21 protein-coding genes are annotated in these 26,681 nt (G+C 65.4%); 16 read left to right on the top strand and 5 right to left on the bottom strand.

The window, feature by feature from the left end; translation table 11 throughout:
- Positions 1-233: 233 nt before the first annotated feature.
- From ACFPQ5_RS03425 to ACFPQ5_RS03385, 9 genes are all read left to right on the top strand, one after another.
- Entirely contained in the window at positions 234-506 is a 273-nt protein-coding gene (locus ACFPQ5_RS03425; RefSeq protein WP_379751857.1) for a hypothetical protein, read from the top strand.
- Between the two features lie 269 nt (positions 507-775).
- Positions 776-1,882, top strand: coding sequence for an S-(hydroxymethyl)glutathione dehydrogenase/class III alcohol dehydrogenase (locus ACFPQ5_RS03420; protein WP_379751856.1), 1,107 nt, complete (start codon positions 776-778; stop codon positions 1,880-1,882).
- A gap of 23 nt (positions 1,883-1,905) precedes the next feature.
- Positions 1,906-2,484 carry an S-(hydroxymethyl)glutathione synthase gene (gfa, locus tag ACFPQ5_RS03415; RefSeq protein ID WP_379751855.1) on the top strand — a complete coding sequence of 193 codons (579 nt, stop codon included), beginning with the start codon at positions 1,906-1,908 and terminating at the stop codon, positions 2,482-2,484.
- Between the two features lie 69 nt (positions 2,485-2,553).
- Positions 2,554-2,895, top strand: coding sequence for a hypothetical protein (locus ACFPQ5_RS03410; RefSeq protein WP_379751854.1), 342 nt, complete (start codon positions 2,554-2,556; stop codon positions 2,893-2,895).
- A 239-nt stretch (positions 2,896-3,134) separates the two neighbouring features.
- Complete coding sequence (locus ACFPQ5_RS03405) at positions 3,135-4,940, top strand: methanol/ethanol family PQQ-dependent dehydrogenase (RefSeq protein WP_136223602.1); 1,806 nt, start codon at positions 3,135-3,137, stop codon at positions 4,938-4,940.
- A 96-nt stretch (positions 4,941-5,036) separates the two neighbouring features.
- Entirely contained in the window at positions 5,037-5,456 is a 420-nt protein-coding gene (locus ACFPQ5_RS03400; RefSeq protein ID WP_379751853.1) for a c-type cytochrome, read from the top strand.
- Positions 5,453-6,349: a quinoprotein dehydrogenase-associated putative ABC transporter substrate-binding protein gene (locus tag ACFPQ5_RS03395; RefSeq protein WP_379751852.1), complete on the top strand. Its 897-nt coding sequence runs from the start codon at positions 5,453-5,455 to the stop codon at positions 6,347-6,349. The genes ACFPQ5_RS03400 and ACFPQ5_RS03395 overlap by 4 nt, the downstream gene beginning before the upstream one ends.
- A 5-nt stretch (positions 6,350-6,354) precedes the next feature.
- Entirely contained in the window at positions 6,355-7,329 is a 975-nt protein-coding gene (locus ACFPQ5_RS03390) for a hypothetical protein (RefSeq protein WP_379751851.1), read from the top strand.
- A gap of 64 nt (positions 7,330-7,393) precedes the next feature.
- Positions 7,394-8,392 (top strand): ATP-grasp domain-containing protein, encoded by a 999-nt coding sequence (locus ACFPQ5_RS03385; RefSeq protein WP_379751859.1) that lies wholly within the window; start codon positions 7,394-7,396, stop codon positions 8,390-8,392.
- Positions 8,393-8,464: 72 nt separating this feature from the next.
- Here the strand turns inward: ACFPQ5_RS03385 and ACFPQ5_RS03380 are convergent, their stop codons facing one another.
- The 4 genes from ACFPQ5_RS03380 to ACFPQ5_RS03365 all read right to left on the bottom strand — a co-directional run bounded on the left by ACFPQ5_RS03380 (position 8,465) and on the right by ACFPQ5_RS03365 (position 14,597).
- Entirely contained in the window at positions 8,465-9,421 is a 957-nt protein-coding gene (locus ACFPQ5_RS03380) for a beta-propeller fold lactonase family protein (RefSeq protein WP_379751850.1), read from the bottom strand.
- On the bottom strand, positions 9,418-10,011 hold the full coding sequence (locus ACFPQ5_RS03375) for a cytochrome b (RefSeq protein WP_379751849.1): 594 nt from the start codon (positions 10,009-10,011) through the stop codon (positions 9,418-9,420). The genes ACFPQ5_RS03380 and ACFPQ5_RS03375 overlap by 4 nt, the downstream gene beginning before the upstream one ends.
- A 6-nt stretch (positions 10,012-10,017) precedes the next feature.
- Positions 10,018-12,033, bottom strand: a complete 2,016-nt coding sequence (locus ACFPQ5_RS03370; protein WP_379751848.1) for a sigma-54-dependent Fis family transcriptional regulator — start codon at positions 12,031-12,033, stop codon at positions 10,018-10,020.
- Between the two features lie 275 nt (positions 12,034-12,308).
- Entirely contained in the window at positions 12,309-14,597 is a 2,289-nt protein-coding gene (locus tag ACFPQ5_RS03365) for an alpha-amylase family glycosyl hydrolase (protein WP_379751847.1), read from the bottom strand.
- A 243-nt stretch (positions 14,598-14,840) separates the two neighbouring features.
- Between ACFPQ5_RS03365 and ACFPQ5_RS03360 the strand changes: the two genes are divergently transcribed.
- The 3 genes from ACFPQ5_RS03360 (at position 14,841) to ACFPQ5_RS03350 (ending at position 20,281) form a co-directional block, all read left to right on the top strand.
- Positions 14,841-16,322, top strand: a complete 1,482-nt coding sequence (locus ACFPQ5_RS03360; protein WP_379751846.1) for a DUF2868 domain-containing protein — start codon at positions 14,841-14,843, stop codon at positions 16,320-16,322.
- Positions 16,319-17,803: a DUF3482 domain-containing protein gene (locus tag ACFPQ5_RS03355; RefSeq protein WP_379751845.1), complete on the top strand. Its 1,485-nt coding sequence runs from the start codon at positions 16,319-16,321 to the stop codon at positions 17,801-17,803. Before ACFPQ5_RS03360 ends, ACFPQ5_RS03355 begins: the two co-directional genes overlap by 4 nt.
- Positions 17,804-17,905: 102 nt before the next feature.
- Positions 17,906-20,281 (top strand): TonB-dependent receptor, encoded by a 2,376-nt coding sequence (locus ACFPQ5_RS03350; RefSeq protein ID WP_379751844.1) that lies wholly within the window; start codon positions 17,906-17,908, stop codon positions 20,279-20,281.
- 181 nt (positions 20,282-20,462) lie between these two features.
- On the opposite strand, the gene ACFPQ5_RS03345 is transcribed toward ACFPQ5_RS03350, so the two are convergent.
- Positions 20,463-22,604, bottom strand: coding sequence for a TonB-dependent receptor family protein (locus tag ACFPQ5_RS03345; protein WP_379751843.1), 2,142 nt, complete (start codon positions 22,602-22,604; stop codon positions 20,463-20,465).
- Between the two features lie 290 nt (positions 22,605-22,894).
- Here ACFPQ5_RS03345 and adh point away from each other — a divergent pair, with 290 nt between their 5' ends.
- The 4 genes from adh to ACFPQ5_RS03325 all read left to right on the top strand — a co-directional run bounded on the left by adh (position 22,895) and on the right by ACFPQ5_RS03325 (position 26,498).
- On the top strand, positions 22,895-24,415 hold the full coding sequence (adh, locus tag ACFPQ5_RS03340) for an aldehyde dehydrogenase (protein ID WP_379751842.1): 1,521 nt from the start codon (positions 22,895-22,897) through the stop codon (positions 24,413-24,415).
- A 73-nt stretch (positions 24,416-24,488) separates the two neighbouring features.
- On the top strand, positions 24,489-24,905 hold the full coding sequence (locus ACFPQ5_RS03335; protein ID WP_379751841.1) for a DUF779 domain-containing protein: 417 nt from the start codon (positions 24,489-24,491) through the stop codon (positions 24,903-24,905).
- A gap of 149 nt (positions 24,906-25,054) precedes the next feature.
- Entirely contained in the window at positions 25,055-26,227 is a 1,173-nt protein-coding gene (locus tag ACFPQ5_RS03330; protein WP_379751840.1) for a porin, read from the top strand.
- A gap of 124 nt (positions 26,228-26,351) precedes the next feature.
- Complete coding sequence (locus ACFPQ5_RS03325; RefSeq protein WP_379751839.1) at positions 26,352-26,498, top strand: hypothetical protein; 147 nt, start codon at positions 26,352-26,354, stop codon at positions 26,496-26,498.
- The last annotated feature ends 183 nt before the right edge of the window (positions 26,499-26,681 follow it).

Raw genomic sequence — 26,681 nt, 5'->3', positions numbered from 1 at the left:
GCCGATGATAGTGCTGCAACCAGTGTGAAAGTAGGTTATCGTCAGGCTAGTTATAAGAGAAAAACCCGCTCAGCAAGCTGAGCGGGTTTTTTTTTGTGTTCAGAACCCCGCAGGTTCGGGTCCACATTGTGGACCCTCACCTCTGCGGGGTTTTTGCTTTTGTGCTCCGAATTCTTGCAAACGCCGGGTCGGGAACTACAATCAAGACAGGTTCGCAGTTCAAGGATCCTGCCATGAACACCCGACATCGACGCACGGTCCGGCGCATCGTTAGCGCATTGCTGCTGGCCGCCGGCCTCGGAGGCTGCGTGTACGCCCCACCGTACGCTGCCTACGACCCCTACTATCCCAGCTATGGCTATGGCTACCCGACCTATGTCGGTCCGCCCGTCACACTCGACTTCGGCTTTGGCTATTACCGACACCATCACAGCTACCACGGTCACCGCGGCTATTACGGCGGCCATGGCAGGCACGGTTGGGGCCGCGGTGGACGCCGTCACTGAACCGTCCCATCGCATATCTCATCCCTCCTTTATTTTCTTGCCGACGCAGCGTGAGCGCCGCGTGGCACGGCGCTTGCATTCTCGGCTAAGCAGGTGCACCAGGCGCCCGTTCCGACAGCGATGCGAGCAGCGAGGACGGAACACCTGTCTCCCGGCCGGCACAACGCACTGAGCGTTGTTGCAGATTTGGAGCGGCGATAAGCCCGGCCTGCCCCCGTTTTGCTAACCCGTCCGCTCTGGTAGCGGACCTCATCGACAAGAAAGATGCCATGAAAACGAGAGCTGCCATTGCGTGGAAGGCCGGAGAACCCCTGTCCATCGCCGAGGTCGACCTGGAGGGGCCGCGCGCCGGCGAGGTACTGGTCGAGATCAAGGCGACCGGTATCTGCCACACCGATTACTACACCTTGTCCGGTGCCGACCCCGAGGGCATTTTCCCTGCCATCCTCGGCCACGAGGGCGCCGGCATCGTGCTCGAGACCGGCCCCGGCGTCACCTCGGTCAAGCGCGACGACCACGTCATCCCCCTGTACACGCCCGAATGCAGGCAATGCAAATTCTGCCTGTCGCGCAAGACGAATCTATGCCAGTCGATCCGCGCGACCCAGGGACGCGGCCTGATGCCCGACGCAACCTCGCGTTTCTCGATCGACGGCCAGCAGCTGTTCCACTACATGGGCACCTCGACCTTTTCCAACTACATCGTCGTCCCCGAAATCGCCCTCGCGAAAATCCGCTCCGACGCGCCCTTCGATAAAGCCTGCTACATCGGCTGCGGCGTCACCACGGGCGTCGGCGCCGTCGTGTTCTCGGCCAAGGTGGAAGCCGGCGCGAACGTCGTCGTGTTCGGCCTGGGCGGCATCGGCCTGAACGTGATCCAGGGCGCGAAAATGGTCGGGGCCGACAAGATCATCGGCATCGACATCAATCCCGGCCGCGTCGAGATCGCGCGCAAGTTCGGCATGACCCACTTCGTCAATCCGAACGAGGTCGGCAACGTCGTCGACCACATCGTGCAGCTGACCGACGGCGGCGCCGACTTTTCCTTCGAGTGTGTCGGCAGCGTCCAGCTGATGCGCCAGGCGCTCGAGTGCTGCCACAAGGGCTGGGGCCAATCCTTCATCATCGGCGTCGCCGCGGCCGGCCAGGAAATCAGCACGCGGCCCTTCCAGCTCGTCACCGGGCGCCAATGGAAAGGCTCTGCTTTCGGCGGCGCGCGCGGCCGCACCGACGTGCCGAAGATCGTCGACTGGTACATGGACGGCAAGATCAACATCGACGACCTGATCACCCATACCTTACCGCTCGAGCGCATCAACGAAGGCTTCGAGCTGATGAAGAGCGGGCAGTCGATCCGCTCGGTCGTGCTGTACTAATCCAACCACAAGGAGACGCGATCATGAGCAGTGCAACCAATATCCATCCGGCAGTCGACGGCATGAAGCGGTCCGACCCCAACTTCGCGGGCGGCACGCTGACCTGTCTGTGCAGCAGCAATCCGGTCACGGTCGAGATCAAAGGGCAGGTGGCGCACAACCACGTGTGCGGCTGCACCAAGTGCTGGAAGCCGGCCGGCGCGCTGTTTTCGCAAGTCGCCGTGGTCGGACGCGAGAATGTCAAGGTCACCGCCAACGAAGACAAGCTGCAGGTCGTCGACCAGAGCGCCACGATCCAGCGCTACGCCTGCCGCGACTGCGGTGTCCACATGTACGGGCGCATCGAAAACACCGGACACGCCTTCTATGGACTCGACTTCGTGCACACCGAGCTCTCCAAAGAAAAGGGCTGGGCTCCGCCCGAGTTCGCCGCCTTCGTCTCCTCGATCATCGAGGCAGGCGCCCCGCCGCAAGAGATGGGCGCGGTGCGTGCCCGCCTGACCGAGATGGGCCTGCCGCCCTACGACGCGCTCTCGCCGGCCCTGATGGACGCGATCTCGACCCACGTCGCCAAGCAGCGTGGCGTGCTCAGGAACGCATAACCAATACCTGCGGAACACGCAGTGGCCGGTCCGCACCTGACCGGCCGCTGCGAGCCCCATGGAGAGAAGATGAAGCGAAGCATATTGTTGTTGGCGGCGGGCCTGGCGCCCTTGGCCGTCCAGGCCCACGATTTCCCGACCAGCGGCCGGGTCGAGTACGTGCTCGAATGCATGCAGAAACACGAGGGCAAATACGAGTACCTCTACAAATGTTCCTGCGCTATCGACCACATCGCCAAGGAAATGTCGTACGAGGACTACGTGGCGATGTCGACCGCCCAGCGCAACCAGACCCTGGCGGGCGAGCGGGGCGGCATGTTCCGCGATCCGCCGACCGTCAAGGTGATGGCGAACAAGTACAAAGCCTTGCAGGCCAGCGCCAGCAAGGCCTGTCACGTGCCCGAGCGTTGAGCCCGATGATGAGTTCGATGTTGCGCACGATGTTCAGTACGGTGCTGCGTCACGGATGGCACACGTTCAGGGCCGACTGTCACGAATTCTGCACAGGACGCCGCGCAGTACGCACATGCAGACACTGGCACGGTAAGTGCTGTGCTGTTGGTTGGGGCTACCCCGCCTGTCGCAGTCCGGAAGTTTGCCTGCAAGCGTAATCAGGTCGCACCGCGTATAAAACCAAAGGAGACTTAACCATGTCACTCACTACAAGACTCATCCGCTGGTGGCCGTGCCTGGCGCTGGCGGCTGCCCCGGCCTTTGCCGCCAACTCCGACGTCGAGCAGCTGACGAAGGATCCGAAGAACTGGGCCATGCAGTCCGGTAACTTCGCGAATCACCGCTACAGCGAGCTGAAACAGATCACCGCCAAGAATGCCAAGAACCTGCAGGTCGCCTGGACCTTCTCCACCGGCGTGCTGCGCGGCCACGAAGGCGGACCGCTGGTCGTCGGCGACACCATGTACATCCACAGCCCCTTCCCGAACAAGGTGTTCGCACTCTCTCTGGAAGACCAGAGCATCCGCTGGAAGTACGAGCCGAAGCAGGACCCGACCGTCATTCCCGTGATGTGCTGCGACACCGTCAACCGCGGCGTGGCCTACGCCAACGGCAAGATCTTCCTGCAGCAGGCCGACACCACCCTGGTCGCGCTCGATGCCAAGACCGGCGCCGAGCTCTGGAAGATCAAGGTCGGCGATCCGAAGATCGGCGAGACCACGACCAATACCCCGCACGTGTTCAAGGACAAGGTGCTCACCGGTATCAGCGGCGGCGAATTCGGTGTGCGCGGACGCGTGACGGCGCACGACATGAACACCGGCAAAATCCTGTGGAAGGCCTACAGCACCGGGCCCGACAACGAACTGATGGTCGACCCCGGCAAAACCATGACCTGGACCGACGGCAAGATGGCGCCGATCGGCCCCGATTCCTCGCTCAAGAGCTGGCAGGGCGACCAGTGGAAACTGGGCGGCGGCACGACCTGGGGCTGGTACAGCTACGATCCGGCGACCAACCTGGTCTACTACGGCACCGGCAACCCGAGCACCTGGAACCCGCGCCAGCGTCCCGGCGACAACAAGTGGTCGATGACCATCTTCGCCCGCGATCTCGACACCGGGATGGCGAAATGGGTTTACCAGATGACGCCGCACGACGAGTGGGATTACGACGGCGTCAACGAAATGATCCTGGCCGACATCAAGGTCAAGGGCCAGCCGCGCAAGGCCCTGGTGCACTTCGACCGCAACGGCTTCGCCTACACCCTCGACCGCGTCAGCGGCGAGCTGCTGGTCGCCGAAAAATACGACCCGAAAGTGAACTGGGCGACCCACGTCGACATGAAGAGCGGGCGTCCGCAAGTCGTGGCCAAGTACAGCACCGACAAGAACGGTCCCGATTTCAATTCGAAAGGCATCTGCCCCTCGGCGCTCGGCACCAAGGACCAGCAGCCGGCCAGCTTCAACCGCAAGAACGGCATCTTCTATGTGCCGACGAACCACGTCTGCATGGACTACGAGCCTTTCCAGATCGAGTACACGGCCGGCCAGCCCTATGTCGGCTCGACGCTCTCGATGTATGCGGCGCCGAACAGCCATGGCGGACTGGGTAACTTCATCGCCTGGGATGCCGGCACCGGCAAGATCCTCTGGTCCAAGCCCGAGAAATTCTCGGTCTGGAGCGGCGCGCTCTCGACTGCCGGCGACGTCGTGTTCTACGGCACCCTGGAGGGCTACCTGAAAGCGGTCGACCTGAACGGCAAGGAACTGTGGAAGTTCAAGACCCCGTCCGGCATCATCGGCAACGTCCACACCTGGGAGTACAAGGGCAAGCAGTACGTCGGCGTGCTGTCCGGGATCGGCGGCTGGGCCGGTATCGGCCTGGCGGCGGGCCTGACCAAGGGCACCGAAGGCCTGGGTGCGGTGGGCGGCTACAAGGACCTGGCGAAGTACACCGAGCTGGGCGGCGTGCTGACCGTGTTCGCCCTGCCTGACCGCTGAGCTTTGTCACCGAGGCGTTTGTCATCGAAGTTTGAATCACACTGAGGACGGTTGCCGGCGCCACGCCGGCGGCCGCCTCGCTTGCCGGGAATGGATATGAACAGAATCACGAAGATTGCAGCGGGCAGCGCCGTGTGCGCATTCATGGTGGCGCTGTCGGGATTGCCGTCGGCCGTCGCCGCTGCGGGCGATACCCCGCCCTACAAGGTTGCTGAAGGTAACAAGGTCGACGCACAGACCCTGAGCGGCTGGAAGACCTGGCGCGCCATGGCCTGCGAGCGCTGCCACGGCGCGGCCCAGGAAGGCATGGTCGGGCCCTCGCTGGTAAACAGTTTGAAGGTATTGAGCAAGGACGAATTCAAGGCCACCGTATTGAAAGGGCGGATCGAGAAGGGGATGCCGAATTTCGATACCAGCAAAATGGTGAGCGAGAACATCGACAACCTGTATGCCTATCTGAAAGGGCGATCGGATGGGGCCATCCAGCCGGGCCGCCTGCAGGAGATCGGCAAATGACGTGGCGCCCGTTGCTGGCAGGCGCGGCCTGCGTGCTGGCCGGGCTCTCCGGGCTGTCCGGCATCGCCCGCGCCCAGCCGAGCCCGGCACCCGGCGACGACAAGGTCTTGCGGGTCTGCCAGGACCCGAACAACCTGCCGCTGTCGAACCGCGCGCTGAACGGTTTCGAGAACAAGATTGCAGCCCTGTTCGCGCAGCAATTGGGCTGGAAACTGGAACACACCTGGTTCCCGCAGCGCATGGGTTTTATTCGGAATACCCTGCGCGCCAAGGAAGAGAATTCCGACCGCTACAAGTGCGACCTCGTCACCGGCGTCGCCAAGGGTTTCGACATGGCGGCCACCACGCGTCCCTACTATCACTCCAGCTATGCCATGGCCTATGTGCGCGGCAAGGGACTGGACGGGGTGCGCAGCCTCGACGATTTACTGGCGCTCGATCCCGCGCAACGCCGCAAGCTGCGCATCGGCGCTTTTGCCGGCTCGCCTGTCACCGACTGGCTGCTGCAGAACCGCCTGATGGAGCAGGTGACCTGGTACCAGAGCCAGACCGGCGACGCCGAGCAGTATCCCGGCGAAGTCATCGAGAAGGACCTGGCGAGCGGCAAGATCGACCTGGCCTTTGCCTGGGGACCGATTGCCGGCTACTTCGCCAGGAATGCCCGCACGGCGCCGATCGCCGCCATTCCGCTGGTCTCGCAGCCGGGCATGAAATTCGATTTCGAGATCGCGATGGCGGTCCGACACGCCGACAAGGATTTCAAACAGCGGATCGACCAGCTGATCGTCGCCAACGAAGCGAAGATCCATGCGATCCTCGAGCAGTACGGCGTGCCGCTGGTCGACGAGCAGGGCAAGGTGGCAACGGCGCCGCCTGCGGCGAAAGCACCATGAGCGGCATGACTACCAAGCTCCTTGCCGCGCGCGCGGCGCGTTGCCTGTGCGCGGCCGGCATCGCCATGCTTGCCGCGAGCCCAGGCGGCGTCATGGCGCAGCCCATCTCGCCGGCCGAAGTTCTGCTGTTCGAGACCGACCACCTGCCGCGCATGCAGGCGCCGGCGACCCTGGTCTACGAATTCCGCAAGCTCAGCAATGTCGAACCCGCCTTTACCGACAGCGTCCAGCTCGACGTCTCGCGCGCCAAGGGGCAGGTCCATGCGGCGCTGCGCTTCCTCACCGGCGCACGCATGCACACCTTGCCCGACGTCGACGACGCCCATGGCAATCCGGTGCTGCTCGGCTTTCTCGAGCATGACATCGCCGAGATGCGGCGCCTGACCGGCGGCTCGGTCACCTACTTCCGCAAGCGCATCCGGATGGCGCTGGCCAACGCCGCAAAAGTGAGCCCGCAGCGCATCACCTACCAGGGCAAGACGGTGGAAGGTAAGGCCGTGCGCATCCAGCCCTACCTGGACGATCCGATGCGCGCACGCTTCGAGAATTACGTGCGCAAGACCTATACCTTCGTCCTCAGCGACGAGGTGCCGGGCGGGATCTACCAGATCAGCACCTCGCTCGCGAGCACGGGGGCGGAGCGGCCGGGAACGGTGGTGGCGCGCGCGGCAGCGGGAGGCGCCCCGCCCGGCACGGCGCAGCCTGCGACGGCAGCGCCGCAAGGGGCGGCCGCTGGTACTGCGGCGGCAGCAGCGGCTCCTGGTGCGAAGCCAGGAACCGCGGCGTCGGGCCAGGCCAAACCGGGCGCAGGCGTGACGGCGCCTGCGGGCACGGCGCCGGGCCGCACCGGCCCGCCTGGCGCAGCAGCCGCTACGGCACAAGCTCGTCCTGGAGCACCCGGCGCAGCAGCCCCCGGCGCCGCCACGCCCGTCATCGATGAAACGCTTACCCTGGTGAAGGTCGTCAGCCCCCAGCGCTGAGCTTGGCGGATGGACGCTGCCTGGACATGGACTCAGCCGGAGGCTCAGGATGGCGCCCTTGAAAGTGTTTGCTTTCGACTATGTGACCGAAGGCGGGCCGATGGCACGCGCCCTGCCGCATGCGTTCACGCAGCAGGGCACCATGCTGTTCGATGCCCTGCTGGCCGACCTCGGCGCCTTGCCCGGGGTCGAAGTGTGCACCATGGCGACGCTGTGCCGGCCTGGCGCGGGCGGGCCGGGCGCGCTCAACTGGACGGCGCAATCCTTCGGCGAACGCTTTACTGCCTGCGTGCAGGCCGCCGACGCGGTCTGGCCGCTGGCGCCCGAATCCGAGGGCTTATTGGAAAACCTGTCGCGCGACGTCCTGCGCGGCAAGCGCATCCTGCTGGGCAGCGCGCCGGGCGCCGTGCGCGTCGCCGGCAGCAAGCTGAAAGTGGCGCGGGCGCTGGCCGACGGCGGCGTCGCGACCGTGCCGACCTATCGGCCGCACGCCTCCCTGCCCGAGGGAGAAGGGGCCTGGGTGGTCAAGCCGGAAGACGGCGCCGGCTGTGTCGACACCCGCCTGTTCGCCGACCGCGCGTCCGCGCTGGCCTGGATCCGCACCAGCGCCGCGCAGGGTTATGTGCTGCAGCCCTTCGTTGCGGGCAAGCTGGGCAGCCTGTCCCTGATCTGCTGCGACGGCAGCGCGCGCCTGCTGGCGCGCAACCTGGAGCGGGTGGCGGTGCGCGACAACCGCTTTCACTTCCTCGGCAGTACCGTGAACGGCCTGAGCGACACGGACGGCATGCTCGAACGCCTGGCGCAGCAGGTGGCGGCGGCCTTGCCCACCTTGTGGGGCTATGTCGGCGTCGACATCATCCTGAACGAGCGCGGCGTCATGGTCCTCGACGTCAATCCGCGCCTGACGGCGGCGTATGCGGGCCTGCATGCGTCGATCGGCTGCAATCCTGCGGGCCTCGTCATCGATCTGCTGAAAGGGCCGGCGGCGATGCCGGTCGCGCCCAGCCGCTGCCGGCCGGTCAGCGTCGATGTCGATGGATTTCCGGGGGACGTGCCGGCCTGAGTACGAGTGCCCGTTATAGTGCAGAGGTGAACCAGGTTCCGGCTGCGGCTGATCGCCTGCTTCGCTGCAGCCCTACCTGATCACCACGCCCCACGGCAGTTTACCGACCGCGATATCGCGCAGCCGCGTACGGCTGGCCGTGTCGATCACCGTCACGCTGTTCGAGCGGCCGCAAGCCACGTACAGCTTCTTGCCGTCCGGAGTGAGCGCCATGTTCCACGGACGCTGGCCGACCGGCACCGTGGCCACGATCTGGTTCGTCGCGGAGTCGATCACCGACACATTGGCGTCGCCGCCGTTCGACACGTAGACGAACTTGCCGCTCGGGTGCACCGCGATGCCGTTGGCGCGCAGGCCGGCCTTGATGCGCGTGACGATGGCGAAACTGGCGGTGTCGATGACGAAGACCTCGTTCGCGTTTTCGGTGGCGATATACGCGCGGCTACTGTCGGGCAGGAAGCCGATGCCGCGTGGACGCGCCCCCACGGCCACTTGCGCCACCTGCTTGCGGCTTGCGAAATCGAGGATGTCGACGGCATCGCCTTCCTCGGCGCTGACGAAGACCAGGCGGCCGTTCGGACTGAACACGGCGTGCTCCGGGTTCTTGCCGTGCACGGGAATCGAAAAGGCCAGCGCATTGGTGCGGGTATCGGTCACCGCGATTTCGTTCTTGCCCTCCACGGCGGCGATCACCCAGCGGCCATCGGGCGAGATCGACACCCCTTCGGGCGATTCGCCCAGGGCTACCGTCGGCCCCAGCTTGCGCGCGCCGAGGTCGACCAGCTGCAGCCGGTTGTGCGGCTGGTCGCTGACGTAGAGCCAGCGCGCGTCAGGCCCGACCACCAGGCCGCGCGGCTTGGTGCCGCCGGGGAGTTCGCCCACGATCTCGTCGGTGGCGGTGTCGATGATGGAAATCGTGCCCGATCCTTCGTTCGGCACATAGGCCAGAGGAGAAGCGGCCAGCGCGGCAGCGGAGACGGTAAGGGAAAAGGCAAAGGCGGCAAGACGGCGGACGGACAGCAAAGTCATCGGTTCTCCACGGGCAGGTTGGAATGCGTTCGGTCGGGCGCGGCGGCGCGGCGCGGCCACATGCGCAACAGCAAACCGTCGCGGTCGATCAGCATGTGCTTTGCGACGGCCAGCACATGCACGGCAACGAGCAGCGCCAGCAGCAGTGCGAACAGGTGGTGGGCGCCATTGAACAGCGCATATAACTGCTTGTCGTCCGGCCCCCAGGGCGCCCAGCGCACCACATTGAAAAACTTGATGCCGTGACGGCTGACATTCGAGGCAATGTAGCCCGACAGCGGCAGCGCGATCATGCACACGTAGAGGGCGATATGGCTGAACCTGGCCGCATGGCGTTGCCAGGCCGGCATCGACGCCGGCAGCGGCGGCGGCCGGTGCGTCAGGCGCCAGCCCAGGCGCAGCAGGATCAACAGGCCGATCAGGATGCCGCTGCTTTTATGCAGGTTGACGTAATAGCCGCGCGCCGGCGTGCCACGCGGGATGTCCTCGAGCATCAGGCCGAAGGCGAACTGCCCGAGAAGCAGCAGTGCGATCAGCCAGTGCAGGGCGATCGCGGTGCCGGTGTAGCGCGGGTAGCTGGAAGCATCCATCTCGATTCAGTGAAACAAGGACTTGTCCGGATGCTCGATGTTCAGCCTCTGCAGCTTGCGGTACAGCGTGTTGCGGCTGATGTTCAATTCGCGCGCAACGCCGCTCAGGTTCCACTGGTGGCGCTTGAGTTCCTGCAGCAAGACTTCGCGTTCCGCGCATTCGAAGGGATTCAGGCCCTCGGCCGGCTTCCCGCCCAGCACCGCGGCGGGCGCTGCCGTAGCCTGCGCGGCCGCGGGCTGTGCGATCGGTGGCGCATCGGCCAGCCCCTGGCGCAATTCGGGCGGCAGGTCGTGCACGCCGAGGCGATCCGTTTCGCGCAGCGCGATCATGGTGCGCAGCAGGTGGCGCAGCTGGCGCAGGTTGCCGGGCCAGCGCTGGCGCTCGAGCAGGTCCAGCAGCCGATCGTCGACTTCGACCGGACTGCCGGCATCGCTTTCTTCGAAGACCAGCTGGCGGATCAGGGCGCCGCGGTCCTGGCGTTCGCGCAGCGGCGGCATGGTGAAGGCAACGCCTTGCAGGCGGTAGTACAAATCCTCGCGGAAGGCGCCGCTGTCGATTTTTTGCGTGAGGTCGCAGTGGGTGGCGCTGACTACGCGGATATCGAGCTTGACGGGCGTCTCGCTGCCGAGCGGCACCACCTCGCGCTCCTCGAGCACGCGCAGCAGCCGCGCCTGCAGCGCGACCGGCATGTCGCCGATCTCGTCCAGGAACAGGGTGCCGCCATTGGCTTGCAGCAGCTTGCCCCGCTGCCCGTCCTTGCTGGCGCCGGTGAAGGCGCCCGCGCGGTAGCCGAAGAGTTCGCTTTCGACAAGGGATTCCGGAATCGAGGCGCAATTGATCGCGACAAAAGGCCGGCTGGCGCGGCTGCCGGACAAGTGCATCGCGCGCGCAAAGCGTTCTTTACCCGTGCCGGTTTCGCCCAGCAGCACGATCGGCACATTGCGCTCCATGACCCGTTTGGCGGTCTCGACGTTGGCGCGCATGGTCGGGTCGCCGTGGTGCAGCGCGTCGAGCGCATCGGCTTCCGCGGCGGGCGCACCGAGCCTGGCCGCGCCGCGCTGGGGGCGGCGCGCGCCGCTGCCCATGCCGGTGCCTGTGACCGGCTGGTAGACCACGGCGAAGAAGCGGGCATTGCTGCGCACTTCGAAGATCGGCACCGGGTGGAAGGCGCGCCGCGTAGAGCTGTCCACCAGCCCGGGGAAGGTGATGTTGAAGAGCTCGCAGACATCGCGCCCGACGATCTCGCCCGGATACGTGTAGCCGAGCAGGGAGAGCGCAGCGCGGCTCGCGGCCAGCACGGTGCCGGTCACGCTCAGCGCGATCGCGCCCTCGCTCAGGGTGCCGACGAATTCGGGCCGGTTATGGAAGCGCAGGATGTAATCGTGGCGGAACTGGTGCAGGAAGACGCGGTTTTCGATCATCTGCACCGACATGCTGACCAGCGCCAGCGTGTGCTGCTGGGCCAGGCGCGATTCGCCGGAGGCGTCGAGCACGCCGACCAGTTCGCCTTCATGGTCGAAGATCGGAGCCGCCGCGCAGGACAGGCCGATGTTGCGCGACAAATAATGTTCGTCCTGGTGCACGGTGAGCGGACGCCGTTCGACCAGGCAGGTGCCCATGCCGTTGGTTCCCTGCACCCGCTCGCTCCAGACCGCACCCTGCATCAGGCCGGTCTTGGAGGCGGCATGGGTAAAGGCCGGGTCGCCGAAATAATTGAGCAGCACGCCTTCGCGGTCGGTCAGCATGATCGCGTAGCCGGAGCCGGCCAGCTGCTGGTAGAGGTTGGCCATCTCGACCTTGGCCACGGCCTGCACGTCGGCCAGCCTTTCCTGGCGCTCCTGCAGCTCGATCGGCGCCACCACTTCGGGTTCGGCGCAGCTGTCGGGATTGAGCTGGTATTCGTTGAGACACCGGATCCAGGATCGCGTGATCCGGTTACCGGCTCCAATACAGTCGGCCCCCATCCGGTCGTGGACGACCGAATGGACGCGCTTGACGTGTTCCACGGCAAACTTCGACATACTGTCTCCTGTGTCCGTGAGCCCGGCCGGCGCGGACGCCGGCAACTGTCAGCTATGGACTGTTTTGTGAGTTTGGCACCCCATCTGTTGTGGAGAATACACCGATCAACCGCCAGATTGTCGGTCAGTTCCCGAATTTTTTGAATAGCTGCCGGTACTGTATGCGGGTCACATGGCGAATTTCAGACCGGCGTCATCCAGCTTGCATTGGCAGGGAACGCGTGACGAGATTGGTGGTCTTAGTCACGCGCTCGCTGCTTTCACGAAAAAAAGCCTTACTTCGCGATCAGGAGCAGGGTGCCGCGTCCGCACAGGCCGTATGCCGTGTTTTCGCCGCCGACCAGTGCTTCGCTGCCCGGCGCCTGGACCTGCGCCGCGCCTTCGGCCCAGCCGCAGGTATCGGTCACGCGGTACCAGCTCTTGCCGGCACCCGGCCATGGCAGGGTGAAGTTCACCTGCGCGCTCCAGGCGTTGTGGGCGACGTAGATGGCGGAGGCACTGTCGCCGAACTCGGAACCGTCGATGCGCCAGGCGATCGCATGGTTGTTGGCGTCATTGAAATAGGCGGCATCGGCCACGCCGCCGTCGGGCTTGAACCAGCGCAGCTGTTCCATCACGTTGCCGTTGGTGTCCACGCTCGAGTAGAAATTCGCGGGACGCAGGGCCGGATGGGCCTTGCGGAAGGCGATCATCGCTTTGCTGAACGCCTGGAAGTTACTTTGGTCCGTGGTCCGGCTCCAGTTCAGCCAGTTGGCCGAGGAATCCAGGTTGTAGGGGTTGTTGTTGCAGTTCATGCTGCGCAGCGCCTCGTCGCCGCCGACGATCATCGGCACGCCGGCGGACAGCATCATCAGCGCCATGCCGTTGCGCGCGGCTTTACGCTGGTCGGCCGCGATGCCGCCCTGGTCCCAGCTGTTGTTGTTGTCCTCGCCGCCGTCGCTTGGACCGTAAGGCCAGGCCTGGCTGTTGTTCTTGCTGTTGCAGCTGTACAGGTCTTTCAATGTAAAGCCGTCGTGGGCGGTGATGAAATTGACGGAGTGCCAGGGCTTGCGGCCATCGTCGCCATACAAATCGCTGGAGCCGGCGAAGCGGGTGGCCATCTGGCCGGTCGTGATCGCCGCGCTGCCGAGTTTATTCTGCGCCTGGCGCACGACGTCGCGGTAGGCGCCATTCCATTCGGCCCAGCCGCTGGGGAAGCCGCCGACCTGGTAGGAGTTGCCGCCAATCGCCCAAGGCTCGGCGATCAGGTCGACGCCGCTGCCGCCGGCCGCCGGACGTGGCGGCAGTTCGGCGACGATGCGGTTCAGCGCATTGCCGGCGTCCATCTTGTCGAAGTTAAAACAGCCGTGCTGGCAGCTGTTGCCGAGCACCGAGGCCAGGTCGAAGCGGTAGCCGTCGACGCCCAGCTTGTCGCGCCAGTAGGCGAGCGAATCGACGATCAGGTTCTGGGCGATCGTATTACGGGTGTTGTAGTTGCCGCCGACGCCGGTGTTGTCCCAGGAATTTTGCAAATCCGAAGTCAGGCTGTAATAGGTGGGATTGTCGAGGCCGCGGAAGCTCGTGATGTTGTAGGTGGTCTTGTCGGTCGGCGACCAGGCGCCGCCTTCGCCCGTGTGGTTGTAGACGACGTCGATCAGCACCTTGATGCCGTTGTCGTGGAAGGCCTTCACCATTTCCTTGAACTCGCGCGTGGGGCCGCCCGGCGTCTTGTCGTAGGCATAGCGGCGGTCCGGGGCGAAATAGTTCAGGGTCATGTAACCCCAGTAATTGTCGCCCGTAGTGCTGGCCGGATCGTTGTCGTTGGTATCGTTCTGGGTTTCCTGCACGGGCAGGAATTCGATGGCGGTGACGCCCAGCGCCGCCAGCGCGGCCGCCTTCAAACCAGCGCCTTTATAGGTGCCGCGGTAGGCGGCCGTGATGCCGGTGTCGTTCATGGTGAGCCCGCGCACGTGCGCCTCGTAGACGACGTCGTCCTTCAGGGCACGGGTCGGCTTGGTGCCCGTGGCTTGCGTATCGCCGGCGAGCACGATGCCTTTGGGGGCCGAGGAGCCGCTGTCGATGTTGCGGTAGGTGGCGCCGCTGGCGTAGATGGTGCCGTTGGTCATCGTCGCCGTGGTCGGATCGTGGCTCAGCTCCAGGGCATACGGGTCGCTCAGGAGTTTGTTTGGATTGAACCGGTTGCCGGCGGCATCGACGTCGCTGATGAAACCGAGGCTGGAACCCTTGGTCCAGCTGGCGTTATAGGGCCAGTTCGGGCCCCAGGCGCGGTAGCCGTAATAGAGGGTGCCGCCCAGGCCCTGGCCGCTCAAGGTCGAGGTCGGGATGGTCACGCTCCAGATTCCGCCGGAGTTCGTCATCACATATTTCGCCTTTTCGGCGCTGCCAGTGGCCGCGCTGTACAGGTAGAGCTCGATTCGCGTCGCCTTGCTCGAGTAGACCTTGAAGGTCACGTTGGCCTTGGTGGCGTCGTAGGCGGCGCCGAGTTTATTCGGGTTGATCGCGGCCCAGGCAGGTGCACCAAGCAGGGCGCCCGTGAGCAGGGCGGCAAGGATTTTGCGTTGCATGTCAGTCTCCGATATTTGTTTATATTTATTAAACATTTGTTTGTTTTCTGTACTTTCGCTACCTCTTCCGGGAAGCTCATCAATACAGCAGGGAGACGCTACGCTCGTGCTCGCTTGAAGTCAATCGTGTGGACGTAGTTTTGCTACGGATGGGCTGACGCAAACGGGCCGTGCTAGGGCAGGGACGCAAACTGGTGCACAATCTGGCTGGTGATGTTGCCAATCCAATAAAACAGGACGAGCATGAACGAACAAGTTGCACGGCGGGTCGTGCTGGTGCGGGCGATCGAAAGCGCCGACACCGGCCACCAGGTGCTCAGCGAAGACGACCGCAAATACGCCAGCCGCAGCGCGCGCGAACTGGCGGCCTGGCAGGCGGCCGACAGCAAGGCCGCCGTCACCCAGGAACATTTTCTCGAGCAGCGCTCGGAGCAGATTTTGAAACGCCTGGCCGAGCGCACGCCGGCCTTCGCTACTTTCCAGCGCCGCGGGCTCGGCCTGCCCGGCGTCTGGGCCGCGCTGCCGCTGCTGGCGCTGTTCGCCGGCGCGCTGCTCGACCGCATCGCCGATCCGCACCGGGTCGATCTGCTGTCGGCGCCGCTCCTGTTCATCATCGGCTGGAATCTGCTGGTGTACGTGGTGCTGCTGGTGTGGGCCCTGATCCCGGGCCGCAAGACCGGCTGGGCGGGCCAGGGGCTGCTGCGCCGCCTGAGCGTCGGCAAGGCGGCACTGCCGCGCAAGCTGCCGGGCGCGCTCGCCACCGGCATGACCAATTTCATGACCGAGTGGGCGATATTGAGCGAACCGCTGACGCGCGCGCGCCTGTCGCGCACCGTGCACCTGTCGGCCGCCGCCTTCGCGCTGGGCGCCGTGCTGTCGCTGTACGCGCGCGGCCTGCTGACCCAATACGTCGCCGGCTGGGAAAGCACCTTCCTCGACGCGACCCAGGTCCATACCCTGCTGTCCTGGCTGTTCTCGCCGGTGCTGTTCCTGTTCCCCTTCCTCCAGGGTTTCAGCCTGGCCGATATCGAATCGTTGCGCTTCGGCGCCGGCACGCCGGCGACCGGCGGCGAGCGCTGGGTGCATCTGTACGGCGCCACCATCCTGCTGCTGGTCGTGCTGCCGCGCCTGCTGCTGGCCGCGTTTGCCGGCTGGCGCGCGCGGCGCCTGGCGCGGCGCTTCCCGCTCGAACTCGAGCACCCGTATTTCCGCCGCCTGGCCGACAGCATCGGCGCCGGCACCCCGGCCGTGCTGCGCGTGCTGCCCTACAGTTTTACGCTCGACGAAGCGCGCGACCGCGGCCTGTGGACCGTGGCCGCGATGGCCCTCGGCGCCCAGGCGCGCGTGCTGCTGCGTCCGACCGTGCCCTACGGCGAAGAGCCGAAGGATGCCCTGCGCGACACGCCTCTGGAAGAAGCGGGCGTCACCGTCACCGCCGCCCTGTTCAGCCTGGCGGCGACGCCGGAAAAGGAAAACCACGGCGCCTTCCTCGACTACCTGGTCCGCAACACCAAACGGGGCGTGGCGGTGCTGCTCGACGAATCCAGCCTGACCGAACGCGGCGCCGGCCAGGCAGGCCTGGAGGCGCGCGTGACCGAACGCATCGCCCTGTGGCGCCAGTTCTGCAGCTTCCACGGCACCGCCGCCACGGTGGTGAACCTGGTCGACCCGGCCAGGCACCCGATCGAGCTGGGCGCCGGCCTGGCCCTGCCGGAGCTGCGATGAACGAGGCCCCCGTCAAAATCCAGTTCGCCCTCGTTTCGCATACGAACAACGGCAAGACGACCCTGGCACGCACCCTGGTCGGCGCCGACGTGGGAGAAGTGCGCGACGCCGCCCACGTGACCACGTTTGCCGAAGCCCATCCGCTGCAGACCAGCGCCGCCGGCGACACCCTGCTGCTGTGGGATACGCCCGGCTTCGGCGATTCGGTGCGGCTCATGAAACGCCTGTCCATGTCAGGCAACCCGATCGGCTGGTTTCTACGCGAAGTATTCGACCGCTACCGCGACCGTCCGTTCTGGCTCAGCCAGCAGGCTTTGCGCGCGGCCAAGGATGAAGCCGATGTCGTGCTCTACCTCGTCAATTCCTCGGAACTTCCGGGCGACGCCGGCTATCTACCTGCAGAGATGAACATCCTGGAATGGTTAGATAAGCCTGTCGTGGTCTTGCTGAACCAGATGGGGCCGCCGCGTCCCGGTGCGGAGGAGGGGCTGGAGCAGCAGGAGTGGAAAAAGCACCTGGCGCGTTTTCCCATTGTGCGCGAGGTGCTGGCGCTGGACGCGTTCGCCCGCTGCTGGGTGCACGAACACGTGTTCTACGAGGCGGTTGCGCCCCTGGTCGCGCCGGAGAAACAGGCCGGCTATACGCGCCTGCGCACGGCCTGGGAAGAGCACAACCGCCAGCGCTACGCACAAGCCTTGCGCATCAGTGCCGAGCAAGTCGCGGCTGCTGCGCGCGATAGCCAGCCCATCGTGGAAGAAGGCGGCGGCTTCCTGCGTACGGCCCTGAAAACGGTCGGCCTGAATAAAGACCGGCAGCAGCGTTATGAAACCGCGATGGCCGGCCTGGTCGAACGCCTGAACGGAGAAATCAACAAGGCGACCATGCGCATGCTGGTGCTGCACAAGGTCGATCCGGGCGAAGCGCGCGCGATCAACACCCGCGTGCGCGAAAACTTCGCCGTACGCGCGCCGATCGACAAGGCGCAGGCCGGCCTGCTCGGCGCCGTGGTTTCGGGCGCCGCCACCGGCCTGTCGGCCGACCTGATGGCGGGCGGCCTGACCCTGGGCGGCGGCGCCTTGCTGGGGGCGATCGTCGGCGGCCTGACCGCGGCCGGCGCCGCCTGGGGTTTCAATCAGCGCGCGGAAGGAGACAAGGCGGGCGTGCAGTTCGCCGACGCCTTCCTGCAAACGCTGCTGACGGGCGCCGTGCTGCGCTACCTGGCCGTGGCCCACTTCGGGCGCGGACGCGGCAACTACATCGAAAGCGAAGCGCCGGCCTTCTGGCAGGCCGAAGTCGAGGCGGCGCTCGGCACGCAGCCGCTGGATAGATTGTGGCAGGAAGTGCGCGCCGCGCCCGACCTGGCCGCGGCCAGCGCCCGCGTCTTCGCCGTCCTCGAAGCGGCCACCAACGCCACCCTGGCGCGCCTGTATCCCGGCGCCACCTCGGCCCTGCCGCACAAGCCGGTACAGGCAGCGATGTGACACCTGTTCCGTTTTGATACAGGTGTGCAGTACGCCTGCCCCGTGCCGGCCATGGCATGGCGCTTGCTCATGCAGTCATCGATATCGATCACGGAGAAGCACATGACGCACACGATCCGCAGCCGCCTCCGTTCTCGCACGAGTACGCGGTGGCTGGCGGGGGTGCTTGCCGGGACAGCGCTGTCGGCCGCCGACGCCGCGCCCGAGCCTGAAGTCCAGATGGCGCGGGTCGAGGTGGTCGGCACCGTGCCTTTTGCCGAGGGCGGCAGCGATCCGCGCCTGCTGCCCTACGGCGTGCAGACGCTCGGGCCGGCGGCATTGCGCGACAACGGCGGCGGCAACCTGGTCGAGAACATGGCGCGCCGCCTGCACGGCGTCAACGTCAACGAGATCTCGGGCAGCCCGTTCCAGGTGGATCTGAATTACCGCGGCTTTCGCGCGTCTCCCATCCTCGGCACCGGCCAGGGCCTGTCCGTGTATCTCGACGGCGTGCGCGTGAATGAGCCCTTCGGCGACGTGATCAACTGGGACATGCTGCCGGAAGCGGCGCTGGCCCGGCTGTCGCTGGTGCCCGGCTCGAATCCTTTATATGGCCTGAACACGCTGGGCGGCGCGATCGCCCTCGAAACCCGTTCCGGACTGCAGGATCCGGGCGGCGAGCTGGCGCTCTCCGTGGGCGACAACGGACGGCGCCGCGCAGATCTGTCTTATGGTGTGCGCGGCAACAATGGCTGGCACGCGTTCGCGGCCGCCACCCTGTTTCGCGAGGATGGCTGGCGCGACCATTCCGCCGGCCGCCTCGGCAACCTGTTCCTGAAAGTCGGGCAGGCGGGCGAACGCACCGACTGGCAATGGACCCTGCTGGGCGGACGCAGCCGCCTGCTCGGCAACGGCCTGCTGCCCAGTTACCGCGACGAAGATGGGGAAGTGCTGCCCGGGCTGTACGAGGCCGACCGGCGCGCCGTCTACACCTTCCCCGACCGCACCCGCAACCGCCTGCTGCAGACGGCCTTCCGGCTGCAGCACCGCTTCGATACGGCCACCGAGCTGACTGCCTCCGCGTATGTGCGCAATAGCCGGCGCGACACGGTCGGCGGCGACGTCGGCGACGAGTACGCCGATTACACCGAGGACTGCGCCGACGGTTTTCTCGCCGACGGCAGCCCGGCCGATCCAGGCGAGTGCGGCCTGACGCGCGAAGAGGGGGCAGAGCTGCATCCGGCCAGCCTGAACACCACCAGCACGCGCCAGCGCGGGCGCGGCGCCAGCATCGACCTGGCGCGCCAGCTCGGCGCCCATCGCTTGAATATGGGCGCCACCTGGGACCACAGCCGCGTCGACTTCGCCCAGTATGAACAGGAAGCCTTGTTTACGCCGGCGCGCGGCGTCGAAGGCGACCCGGACGAAGAACGCGAGCCTGCCTCCTCCGTCACCGGCACCTCGCGCGCGGCCGGCCTGTACGCCGCCGGCACGCTGGCGCTGCCGCAGTCGACCCATGTAACGGCCTCGCTGCGCTACAACCATGCGCGCGTCGGCAATACCCTGACGACCGAAGACGGCCCCAAGGCGCCGGAAACGTTTACCTATAAGCGCTTGAATCCGGCGCTGGGGCTGACCCATGCGCGCGGTCCGCTCACCTGGTTCGCCAATCTCTCGCAGAGCAACCGGGTGCCGACCGTCATCGAACTCGGCTGCGCCGATCCGGAAGAACCCTGCCGCCTGCCTGTCGGGCTGCAGTCGGACCCCTATCTGAGACAGGTAGTGTCGCGCACGCTGGAAGCCGGCGTACGCGGCGGGCAGGCACGGGCCGGGTTCAACGCCAGCCTGTACCGCACGGTCAACCGCGACGACATCCTGTTCAGCCGTGCTGGCGCTTCGCGTGCCGGCTATTTCTCGAATTTTGCACGCACCCGCCACCAGGGCGCCGACCTGGGTGCGCACGCCGAATGGGGCGTGCTGCGCGCCAGCGCCGACTACAGTTACCTGCGCGCGACCTACGATGCCGCCGGCACCTTGTTTACGGGCGCACGCACGGTCGTGGTGGGGCCGGGAACTGCGATCGCGGGCCTGCCGCGCCATACGCTGAAACTCGGCCTCGACTGGGACGCGCGCCCCGGCCTGGTGCTGGGCGCCGACCTGCAGGCGCTGTCGCACGCGCCGATACAGGGGAACGAGGATGGCCTGATCGCGGATGCCGAAGACGGCGACGAGGCGCGGCAAGCCGACTGGAGCGTGCGTGGACACGTGCTGGTGAACCTGCACGCGCGCTGGCGTCCGCTGCCGGGATGGGAGCTGTTCGCGCGGGTGAACAATGTTTTCGACCGCCGCTACGAGACTTTCGGTGCGCTGGCCGTGGACATGTTCCCCGGCGGGCAGCTGCTGCAGCCGCATGCCGGGGCGGTGGCACCGTCGCCCGCGCGTTTCGTCTCGCCGGGCGCGTCGCGGACGCTGAATGTGGGAATGCGATACCGGTTTTAAGCGCTAGTGTGGGTTACCGGCGCTGGCTGAACGCGTGGGCAGGGGTTTTGATCCCCCGGATCAAAACCCCTGCCCACCTTACGTCCCTTCGCTTGACCCTAGCGCTGGGCGGAAAGCCGTAAGGTGGGCGGCTTCGCCGCCCACGCGTCGATCGTTGGCGTCAGGTCTGTCGTGGGAAGCCTCAGAACTGATACTGCCCACTCACCCCCACCACCCAATTCCTCCCCTGCGCACCTTCATAAAAGCGCCGGTTCGCATCCCCCACGATCACCGAGCCCACATACTGCTTGTCGAACAGATTGTTCAGCCGCACGAACTCCTTGAAACGCCAGCCGCCCAGCTGCTGGCTGGCCTGCGCCCGCGCATTGAAGATCGCATAGCCCGGCGCCGCCTGGGCGGTATTCGTGTCTTCCGGATACACGCGCCCGTTGGCGACGGTCTCGAGCGCGGCGCCGTAGCGCCCGGCCGCTTCCTTCCAGCCCAGCTCGCCGTACACGCTGACCTTCGGCACACCCGGCAGGCGGCTGCCTTCGGGCACAGTGCCGAAGCCTTCGTCATAGATCGCGCGCAGGGCGGACAGGGCCAGCTTGGCGCTCCAGCCCGCGCCGAGCTCGGCATCGAGCGACAATTCTCCGCCCTGGCGCAAGGTGGCGCTGGCATTGCGGTAGCTGGTGCGGCCACCGCTGGACACGTCCACCACCAGTTCATCCTGCGTCTTCACCTGGAACAGCGCCGCATTCACGCGGATGTCGTCGGTGACAAAAGCTTTCACGCCCGCCTCCAGGTGGGTGCTGGTGGCCGGCTGCAAATTGAAATTGAAGCCGGCGCCGGCGCCCGAGTAAAACACTTCGTTCAGGGTCGGCGTCTCGAAGCCGCGGGCGGCGCTGGCATACACGTTCAGCGTCGGCGTCAGTTTATAGAGCAGGCCGACCAGGGGCGTGGTGTGGCCGTAGCGCACCTTGCCGCTGTCGTTGCCGTTGGCGAGGAAGCGGTCGCTCACTTCGAAGGTGACGCGGCTGCGGCGCAGGCCGCCCGTAACGACCCACTTGTCGCGCTCCCATTCCATCTGCAGGTATGGGTCGGTGTTCGAGACCTTGTCCTCCTCGTCGCGGCGCAGGCGTCCGCGCACGCCGAATTCGTTGCCGACGAAGTTCTCGTAACCCTGGCGCGAATCCGTCGAACGCCCGATGTCGAGGCCGACCGTGGTGCGCAGGGTGCCGCCGGCGAGTTCGCGCACGTCGCGCCAGTTGACGTCGACACCGTAAAAATCGCGGTCGAAGTCGACCACGCCGCCCGAGTGCGTCGGCGGGGCCTGGAAGCCGCGCGAAAAGGACTGGTATTGCACCACGCGGCGGTTGCCGCCGTAGGCCGTCACCTGCAGCCGGTTGGCGCCGAAGCGGTTTTCCCAGGTCAGGCCCGCCTGCTTGTGATCGATGCTTTTCCGGGTGTTGTAGCGCTCGGCCAGGGTGCGCTGCGGGACCTGGGTGTCGGTGGTGTCGATTTCGCCGGCGCGCGGATCGCGTTGGTAAGTCGCCCAGGTGACGCCGAGCGGATCTTGCGTGTCGTCCTGGCGCAGGCCGCTGGCAGTCAGCACCAGGCGCGAGGTGCTTGACGTGGCCGCGGTCAGCTTGGCATAGGCCTGGTCGCGCCGAGCCGCGCCATGGTCGCGGAAGCCGTCGGTGTCGAAGCGCGAGGCATCGATCAGGTAGCCGAGATTGCCGCTGCTGCCCTGGGCATTGACGTCGACTTTGCGCAGGCCGTCGCTGCCGGCCGACACGCTGGTCTCGACCGAGGGCGGCCCTTTCGGGTCGCGTGTAAACAGCTGGACCACGCCGCCCGAGTGGTTGCCGTACAGGGCGGAGAAGGGGCCGCGCAGCACTTCGATGCGTTCGGCCATGTCGAGGTTGAAAGTGGCAGCCTGGCCCTGGCCGTCGGGCATGGTGGCCGGAATGCCGTCGGCGATCAGGCGCACGCCGCGCACGCCGAAGGCGGAGCGGGCGCCGAAGCCGCGCGACGAAATCTGCAAGTCTTGCGCATAGTTCTGGCGGTCGCGCGCAACCAGGCCCGGCACCGCGGCCAGCGCCTCGGAGGCGTTCACGCGCGGCTGGGTGTCGCGGATCTGGGCCGCGTCGATCACGTCGATGGCGGCCGGCAAATCGAAGCTGGCGTGCTCGGAGCGGCTGCCGGTCACGACGACGACGTTCATCGGACCCTGGACCGCCGGTTCCTGCGTGCCCTGCGGTTCGTCCGCCGCGAACACGGCCAGCGGCCAGCAGGCGCACAGGGCGGCGATCGCGTTCAAGCGAAATGCGTGTTGCGTCATTGGTTCTCCATGGTAGGGATGGCTCCCGGTTGGGCGTTCATAACAATTCGACAAGCAATATACCTGTCATGCAAAAAACGCGCCCACGCGTACCGCGTTCTGGTGGCGGCGCGGATGCTGCGCCATTGATCCGCTGTGCTGTCCCCCGTTTGGCACAGGTGTGTCAGAAACGGGCGGATCGACTACCTGGTACGGGGCAAGCGGGCTGGCACGGTGCTTGCGAAAGCCCGGGTGTGCCCAGTCACGCCCGTTGCCGCCAACGGTCTATAACCACCAATCAAGAGGATGACATGAATCTCGCAGACATCAGCAAGCTCGGCGTCGCCAATCCCTTCAAGCAGCGCTACGACAACTACATCGGCGGCAAGTACGTGGCGCCAAGCAAGGGCGAATACTTCGCCAACGTCACGCCGATCACTGGCCAGCCCTTCTGCGAAGTCGCCCGCTCGACGGGCGAAGACATCGAGCTGGCGCTGGATGCCGCCCATGCCGCGAAAGAAGCCTGGGGCAAGACCTCGCCGGCCGAGCGCGCCAACATCCTCAATAAAATCGCCGACCGCATGGAGCAGAACCTGGCCATGCTCGCCACCGCCGAGACCATCGATAACGGCAAGCCGATCCGTGAGACGACGGCGGCCGACATTCCTCTGGCCATTGATCACTTCCGCTACTTTGCCGGCGCCATCCGCGCGCAGGAAGGGTCGATCGCCCAGATCGACCATGAGACCTACGCTTACCACTTCCACGAGCCGCTGGGCGTGGTCGGCCAGATCATTCCCTGGAACTTCCCGATCCTGATGGCCGTGTGGAAGCTCGCGCCGGCCCTCGCCGCCGGCAACTGCGTGGTCCTCAAACCCGCCGAGCAGACCCCGGCCTCGATCATGGTGCTGATGGAGCTGATCGGAGACCTGCTACCGCCGGGCGTCGTCAACGTCGTCAACGGATTCGGGCTGGAGGCCGGCAAGCCGCTCGCATCGAGCAAGCGCATCGCCAAGATCGCGTTTACGGGCGAGACCGGCACCGGGCGCCTGATCATGGGCTATGCGGCGCAGAACCTGATTCCCGTCACGCTGGAACTGGGCGGCAAGTCGCCGAACATCTTCTTCGCCGACGTGATGGATGCCGACGACGAATTCTTCGACAAGTGCCTGGAAGGCTTTGCGATGTTCGCGCTGAACCAGGGAGAAGTGTGCACCTGCCCCTCGCGCGTGCTGGTCCAGGAATCGATCTATGAACGCTTCATCGAGCGCGCACTGGCGCGGGTGGCCGCGATCAAGCTGGGCAACCCGCTCGATTCGTCGACCATGATCGGCGCCCAGGCCTCGCAGGAGCAGCTCGAGAAAATCCTGTCCTATCTCGACATCGGCCGCCAGGAAGGCGCCGAGGTGCTGGCCGGCGGCGAGCGTCACCTGCACGGCGGGGAACTGGCCGAGGGATATTACGTGCGCCCGACCGTGTTCAAGGGCGACAATAAAATGCGCATCTTCCAGGAAGAGATCTTCGGGCCGGTGGTCTCGGTTACGACCTTCAAGGACGAGGCCGATGCGTTGCGTATCGCCAACGACACCTTGTACGGTCTCGGCGCCGGGCTGTGGACGCGCGACGCCTCGCGTGCCTTCCGTATGGGGCGCGCAATCCAGGCCGGCCGCGTCTGGACCAACTGCTACCACCTGTATCCGGCTCACGCCGCGTTCGGCGGCTATAAACAGTCGGGCATCGGGCGCGAGAACCACAAGATGATGCTTGACCACTATCAGCAGACCAAGAATCTCCTGGTCAGCTACAGTCCGAAGGCGCTCGGCTTCTTCTGAGCGATTCACCCTGGCGGCTCCGGAGCCTCTACGGTTCCGGAGTTATTTTTATGCGGAATCGGAGGTGTTGGAAATGACGACTGCGCCCGAGCGCGTGACTGCGACGCCGGCGGCACGCGCGTTCATCGGAGAACTGCAGCGCCGCCACGGCCCGCTGATGTTCTTCCAGTCCGGCGGCTGCTGCGACGGCAGCGCGCCGATGTGCTATCCCGCAGGCGAGTTCAACGTGAGCGACACCGACGTCCTGCTCGGCATGCTGGGCGACACCCCGTTCTACATGGGGAGCGAACAGTTCGCCTACTGGGAACATACCCAGCTGATCATCGATGTGGTCGCCGGCAATGGCGGCATGTTCTCGCTCGACAACGGTACCGGCCGCCGTTTTCTCACCCGCTCGCGCTTGTTCAGCGACGAGGAGTGCGCGCTTTTGCGGGCCCGGCCGCCGTCTTCCTTAGCGCCGAGTTCGCCGCTCAGCAAACAGCACAGCTGACCCTTTGGCGGATCATGAACTGATCAGTTTCTGAACATGAGGAGGGCATAAAAAGCCGTGTTCGCCCCGTGAACTGCTGGGCACGAGATTTGCCATCGCTGTCGGGTGCAGGACTTCATGCACACCACATAACCGACAAGGAGACGGCGATGAACAAGCGGGTCTCGAAATTTCAGGCAACAGCAGTACTGGGTGCGCTGGCCGCATGCATGCAGCCGGCGCTGGCGGTCGACATCAAGGCGGGCGACTGGATGGTCAACGTAGGCGGCAACGTCAACGCCTATTACACCTTCGTCGATTGCTCGGGCGGCGCGGTCGGCGGCCTGGCGCTGGGCGGCGAAGCCCTCGGTTGCGGTGGGCGCGACAGCCGTACGACGATCGGCAACGGCCTGCTGCCCAGCGGACTGGTCACCTCCGCCACCTCGCAGCTGGGCGGCTACGAGGTCAAGGCGCTGATCGGCATCTACGCCCACACGGCCACCGACAGCGCGATCTCGCAAAACAGCGGCGTCGACGTCCGCCAGGCTTTCTTCTCCTTCGGGAATGCGGGACTCGGCACCGTCAAGCTGGGGCGCGACTATGGCATCTTCGGCGCCAATGCGATCCTCAACGACATGACCCTGATGGGCGTCGGCGCACCGGTGCAGGCGACCCAGCGCGGGCGCGTCGCCCTCGGCCACATCGGCGCCGGCTACGCCTATCTCAACCATTATGGGCAGATCACCTACACGACGCCGAAGCTGGCGTCCGGACTGACTGTCGATCTTGGTCTGATGAGTCCGGTCGACGATACGCCAGTCATTGCCCCGTCCGCCTACTCAGCCGCATCGACGCCGCAGTTCCAGGCCCAGCTGACCTTCACGCAAGGCGACATCAAGGCTTGGCTCGGCGCCAAGACCCAGCGCTTCGATCCCCTGGCGGCGGGTACTCCGGACCTGACCATGCGCGCCTTCGAGGCGGGCGTGCTCTACCAGTATGGCCAGGCGGGCGTGCTGGTGAATGTCCAGCGCGGCAGGGGACTGGGCATCCTGTCCGACGCCGACCAGGGCCGGGTGCGTAGCACCCACTTCCTAGTGCAGGGCACGTATAAAGTGTCGGACCAGCTCAAGCTCGGCCTCAGTTACGGCCGCAGCAAGAACAGCGCCGATAGCGCCGGCACCGGCGGGCTGAAATCGAATGCCAACGTCACCCTCGGCGCCTACTATGCCCTCAACAGTGCAATTACCTTGGTGGCCGAAGCCGGGCAGACACGTTCGAAGGCCTTTGCAGGAGCACGCGACAAGATGAATGGCATCGCATTGGGCGGCATCATTTTCTTCTAATCATGGGAATCGAACCTTGTCGCCGCAGTGCACAAAAAGGGCTTGCAGACGGCCGACAGGGTTCGCTATAATTCGCCTCCGCTTCGGCGCTGTCTGCAAAACGTTCACGTAATCAAGGTGTTAGATGCGTGATTTCTTTGCAAGCGGCAACGAAGTGAAGAAAAAAGAAGTTGACGACGCAAACGAAACACTGCATAATCTCGCTTCTCTGCTGCTGACGAACAAAACGATTCGCAGAACGCAGCAAGGCAGTACCGAACAAGTTCTTTAACAATTAACAGTCGATAAGTGTGGGCGTTTGATGAAGGTGCCAGCTGACTTGTTCAGCTGATTACTTAAATTATCAAATGTTCACACAAAAGAAATACGTTGCTCAGCAATGAGTGACGGTCAGTATTTTGAGTGAGCGACACCTGAGAAATCAGGTTGCCAGAAATGGCGAAAACAGAGATTG

Origin of the sequence: Massilia suwonensis (genome assembly GCF_042655665.1) — a bacterium.
Classification (GTDB): Bacteria; Pseudomonadota; Gammaproteobacteria; order Burkholderiales; family Burkholderiaceae_D; genus Telluria; species Telluria suwonensis.
This window is presented reverse-complemented; position numbering and strand designations above follow the sequence as displayed.

Excerpts from the sequence above, each read along its gene's own strand:
- ACFPQ5_RS03425 (WP_379751857.1), top strand. The coding sequence starts at position 234 with ATGAACACCCGACATCGACGCACGGTCCGGCGCATCGTTAGCGCATTG.
- ACFPQ5_RS03420 (WP_379751856.1), top strand. The coding sequence starts at position 776 with ATGAAAACGAGAGCTGCCATTGCGTGGAAGGCCGGAGAACCCCTGTCC.
- gfa (WP_379751855.1), top strand. The coding sequence starts at position 1,906 with ATGAGCAGTGCAACCAATATCCATCCGGCAGTCGACGGCATGAAGCGG.
- ACFPQ5_RS03410 (WP_379751854.1), top strand. The coding sequence starts at position 2,554 with ATGAAGCGAAGCATATTGTTGTTGGCGGCGGGCCTGGCGCCCTTGGCC.
- ACFPQ5_RS03405 (WP_136223602.1), top strand. The coding sequence starts at position 3,135 with ATGTCACTCACTACAAGACTCATCCGCTGGTGGCCGTGCCTGGCGCTG.
- ACFPQ5_RS03400 (WP_379751853.1), top strand. The coding sequence starts at position 5,037 with ATGAACAGAATCACGAAGATTGCAGCGGGCAGCGCCGTGTGCGCATTC.
- ACFPQ5_RS03395 (WP_379751852.1), top strand. The coding sequence starts at position 5,453 with ATGACGTGGCGCCCGTTGCTGGCAGGCGCGGCCTGCGTGCTGGCCGGG.
- ACFPQ5_RS03390 (WP_379751851.1), top strand. The coding sequence starts at position 6,355 with ATGACTACCAAGCTCCTTGCCGCGCGCGCGGCGCGTTGCCTGTGCGCG.
- ACFPQ5_RS03380 (WP_379751850.1), bottom strand. The coding sequence starts at position 9,421 with ATGACTTTGCTGTCCGTCCGCCGTCTTGCCGCCTTTGCCTTTTCCCTT.
- ACFPQ5_RS03375 (WP_379751849.1), bottom strand. The coding sequence starts at position 10,011 with ATGGATGCTTCCAGCTACCCGCGCTACACCGGCACCGCGATCGCCCTG.
- ACFPQ5_RS03370 (WP_379751848.1), bottom strand. The coding sequence starts at position 12,033 with ATGTCGAAGTTTGCCGTGGAACACGTCAAGCGCGTCCATTCGGTCGTC.
- ACFPQ5_RS03365 (WP_379751847.1), bottom strand. The coding sequence starts at position 14,597 with ATGCAACGCAAAATCCTTGCCGCCCTGCTCACGGGCGCCCTGCTTGGT.
- ACFPQ5_RS03360 (WP_379751846.1), top strand. The coding sequence starts at position 14,841 with ATGAACGAACAAGTTGCACGGCGGGTCGTGCTGGTGCGGGCGATCGAA.
- ACFPQ5_RS03355 (WP_379751845.1), top strand. The coding sequence starts at position 16,319 with ATGAACGAGGCCCCCGTCAAAATCCAGTTCGCCCTCGTTTCGCATACG.
- ACFPQ5_RS03350 (WP_379751844.1), top strand. The coding sequence starts at position 17,906 with ATGACGCACACGATCCGCAGCCGCCTCCGTTCTCGCACGAGTACGCGG.
- ACFPQ5_RS03345 (WP_379751843.1), bottom strand. The coding sequence starts at position 22,604 with ATGACGCAACACGCATTTCGCTTGAACGCGATCGCCGCCCTGTGCGCC.
- adh (WP_379751842.1), top strand. The coding sequence starts at position 22,895 with ATGAATCTCGCAGACATCAGCAAGCTCGGCGTCGCCAATCCCTTCAAG.
- ACFPQ5_RS03335 (WP_379751841.1), top strand. The coding sequence starts at position 24,489 with ATGACGACTGCGCCCGAGCGCGTGACTGCGACGCCGGCGGCACGCGCG.
- ACFPQ5_RS03330 (WP_379751840.1), top strand. The coding sequence starts at position 25,055 with ATGAACAAGCGGGTCTCGAAATTTCAGGCAACAGCAGTACTGGGTGCG.
- ACFPQ5_RS03325 (WP_379751839.1), top strand. The coding sequence starts at position 26,352 with ATGCGTGATTTCTTTGCAAGCGGCAACGAAGTGAAGAAAAAAGAAGTT.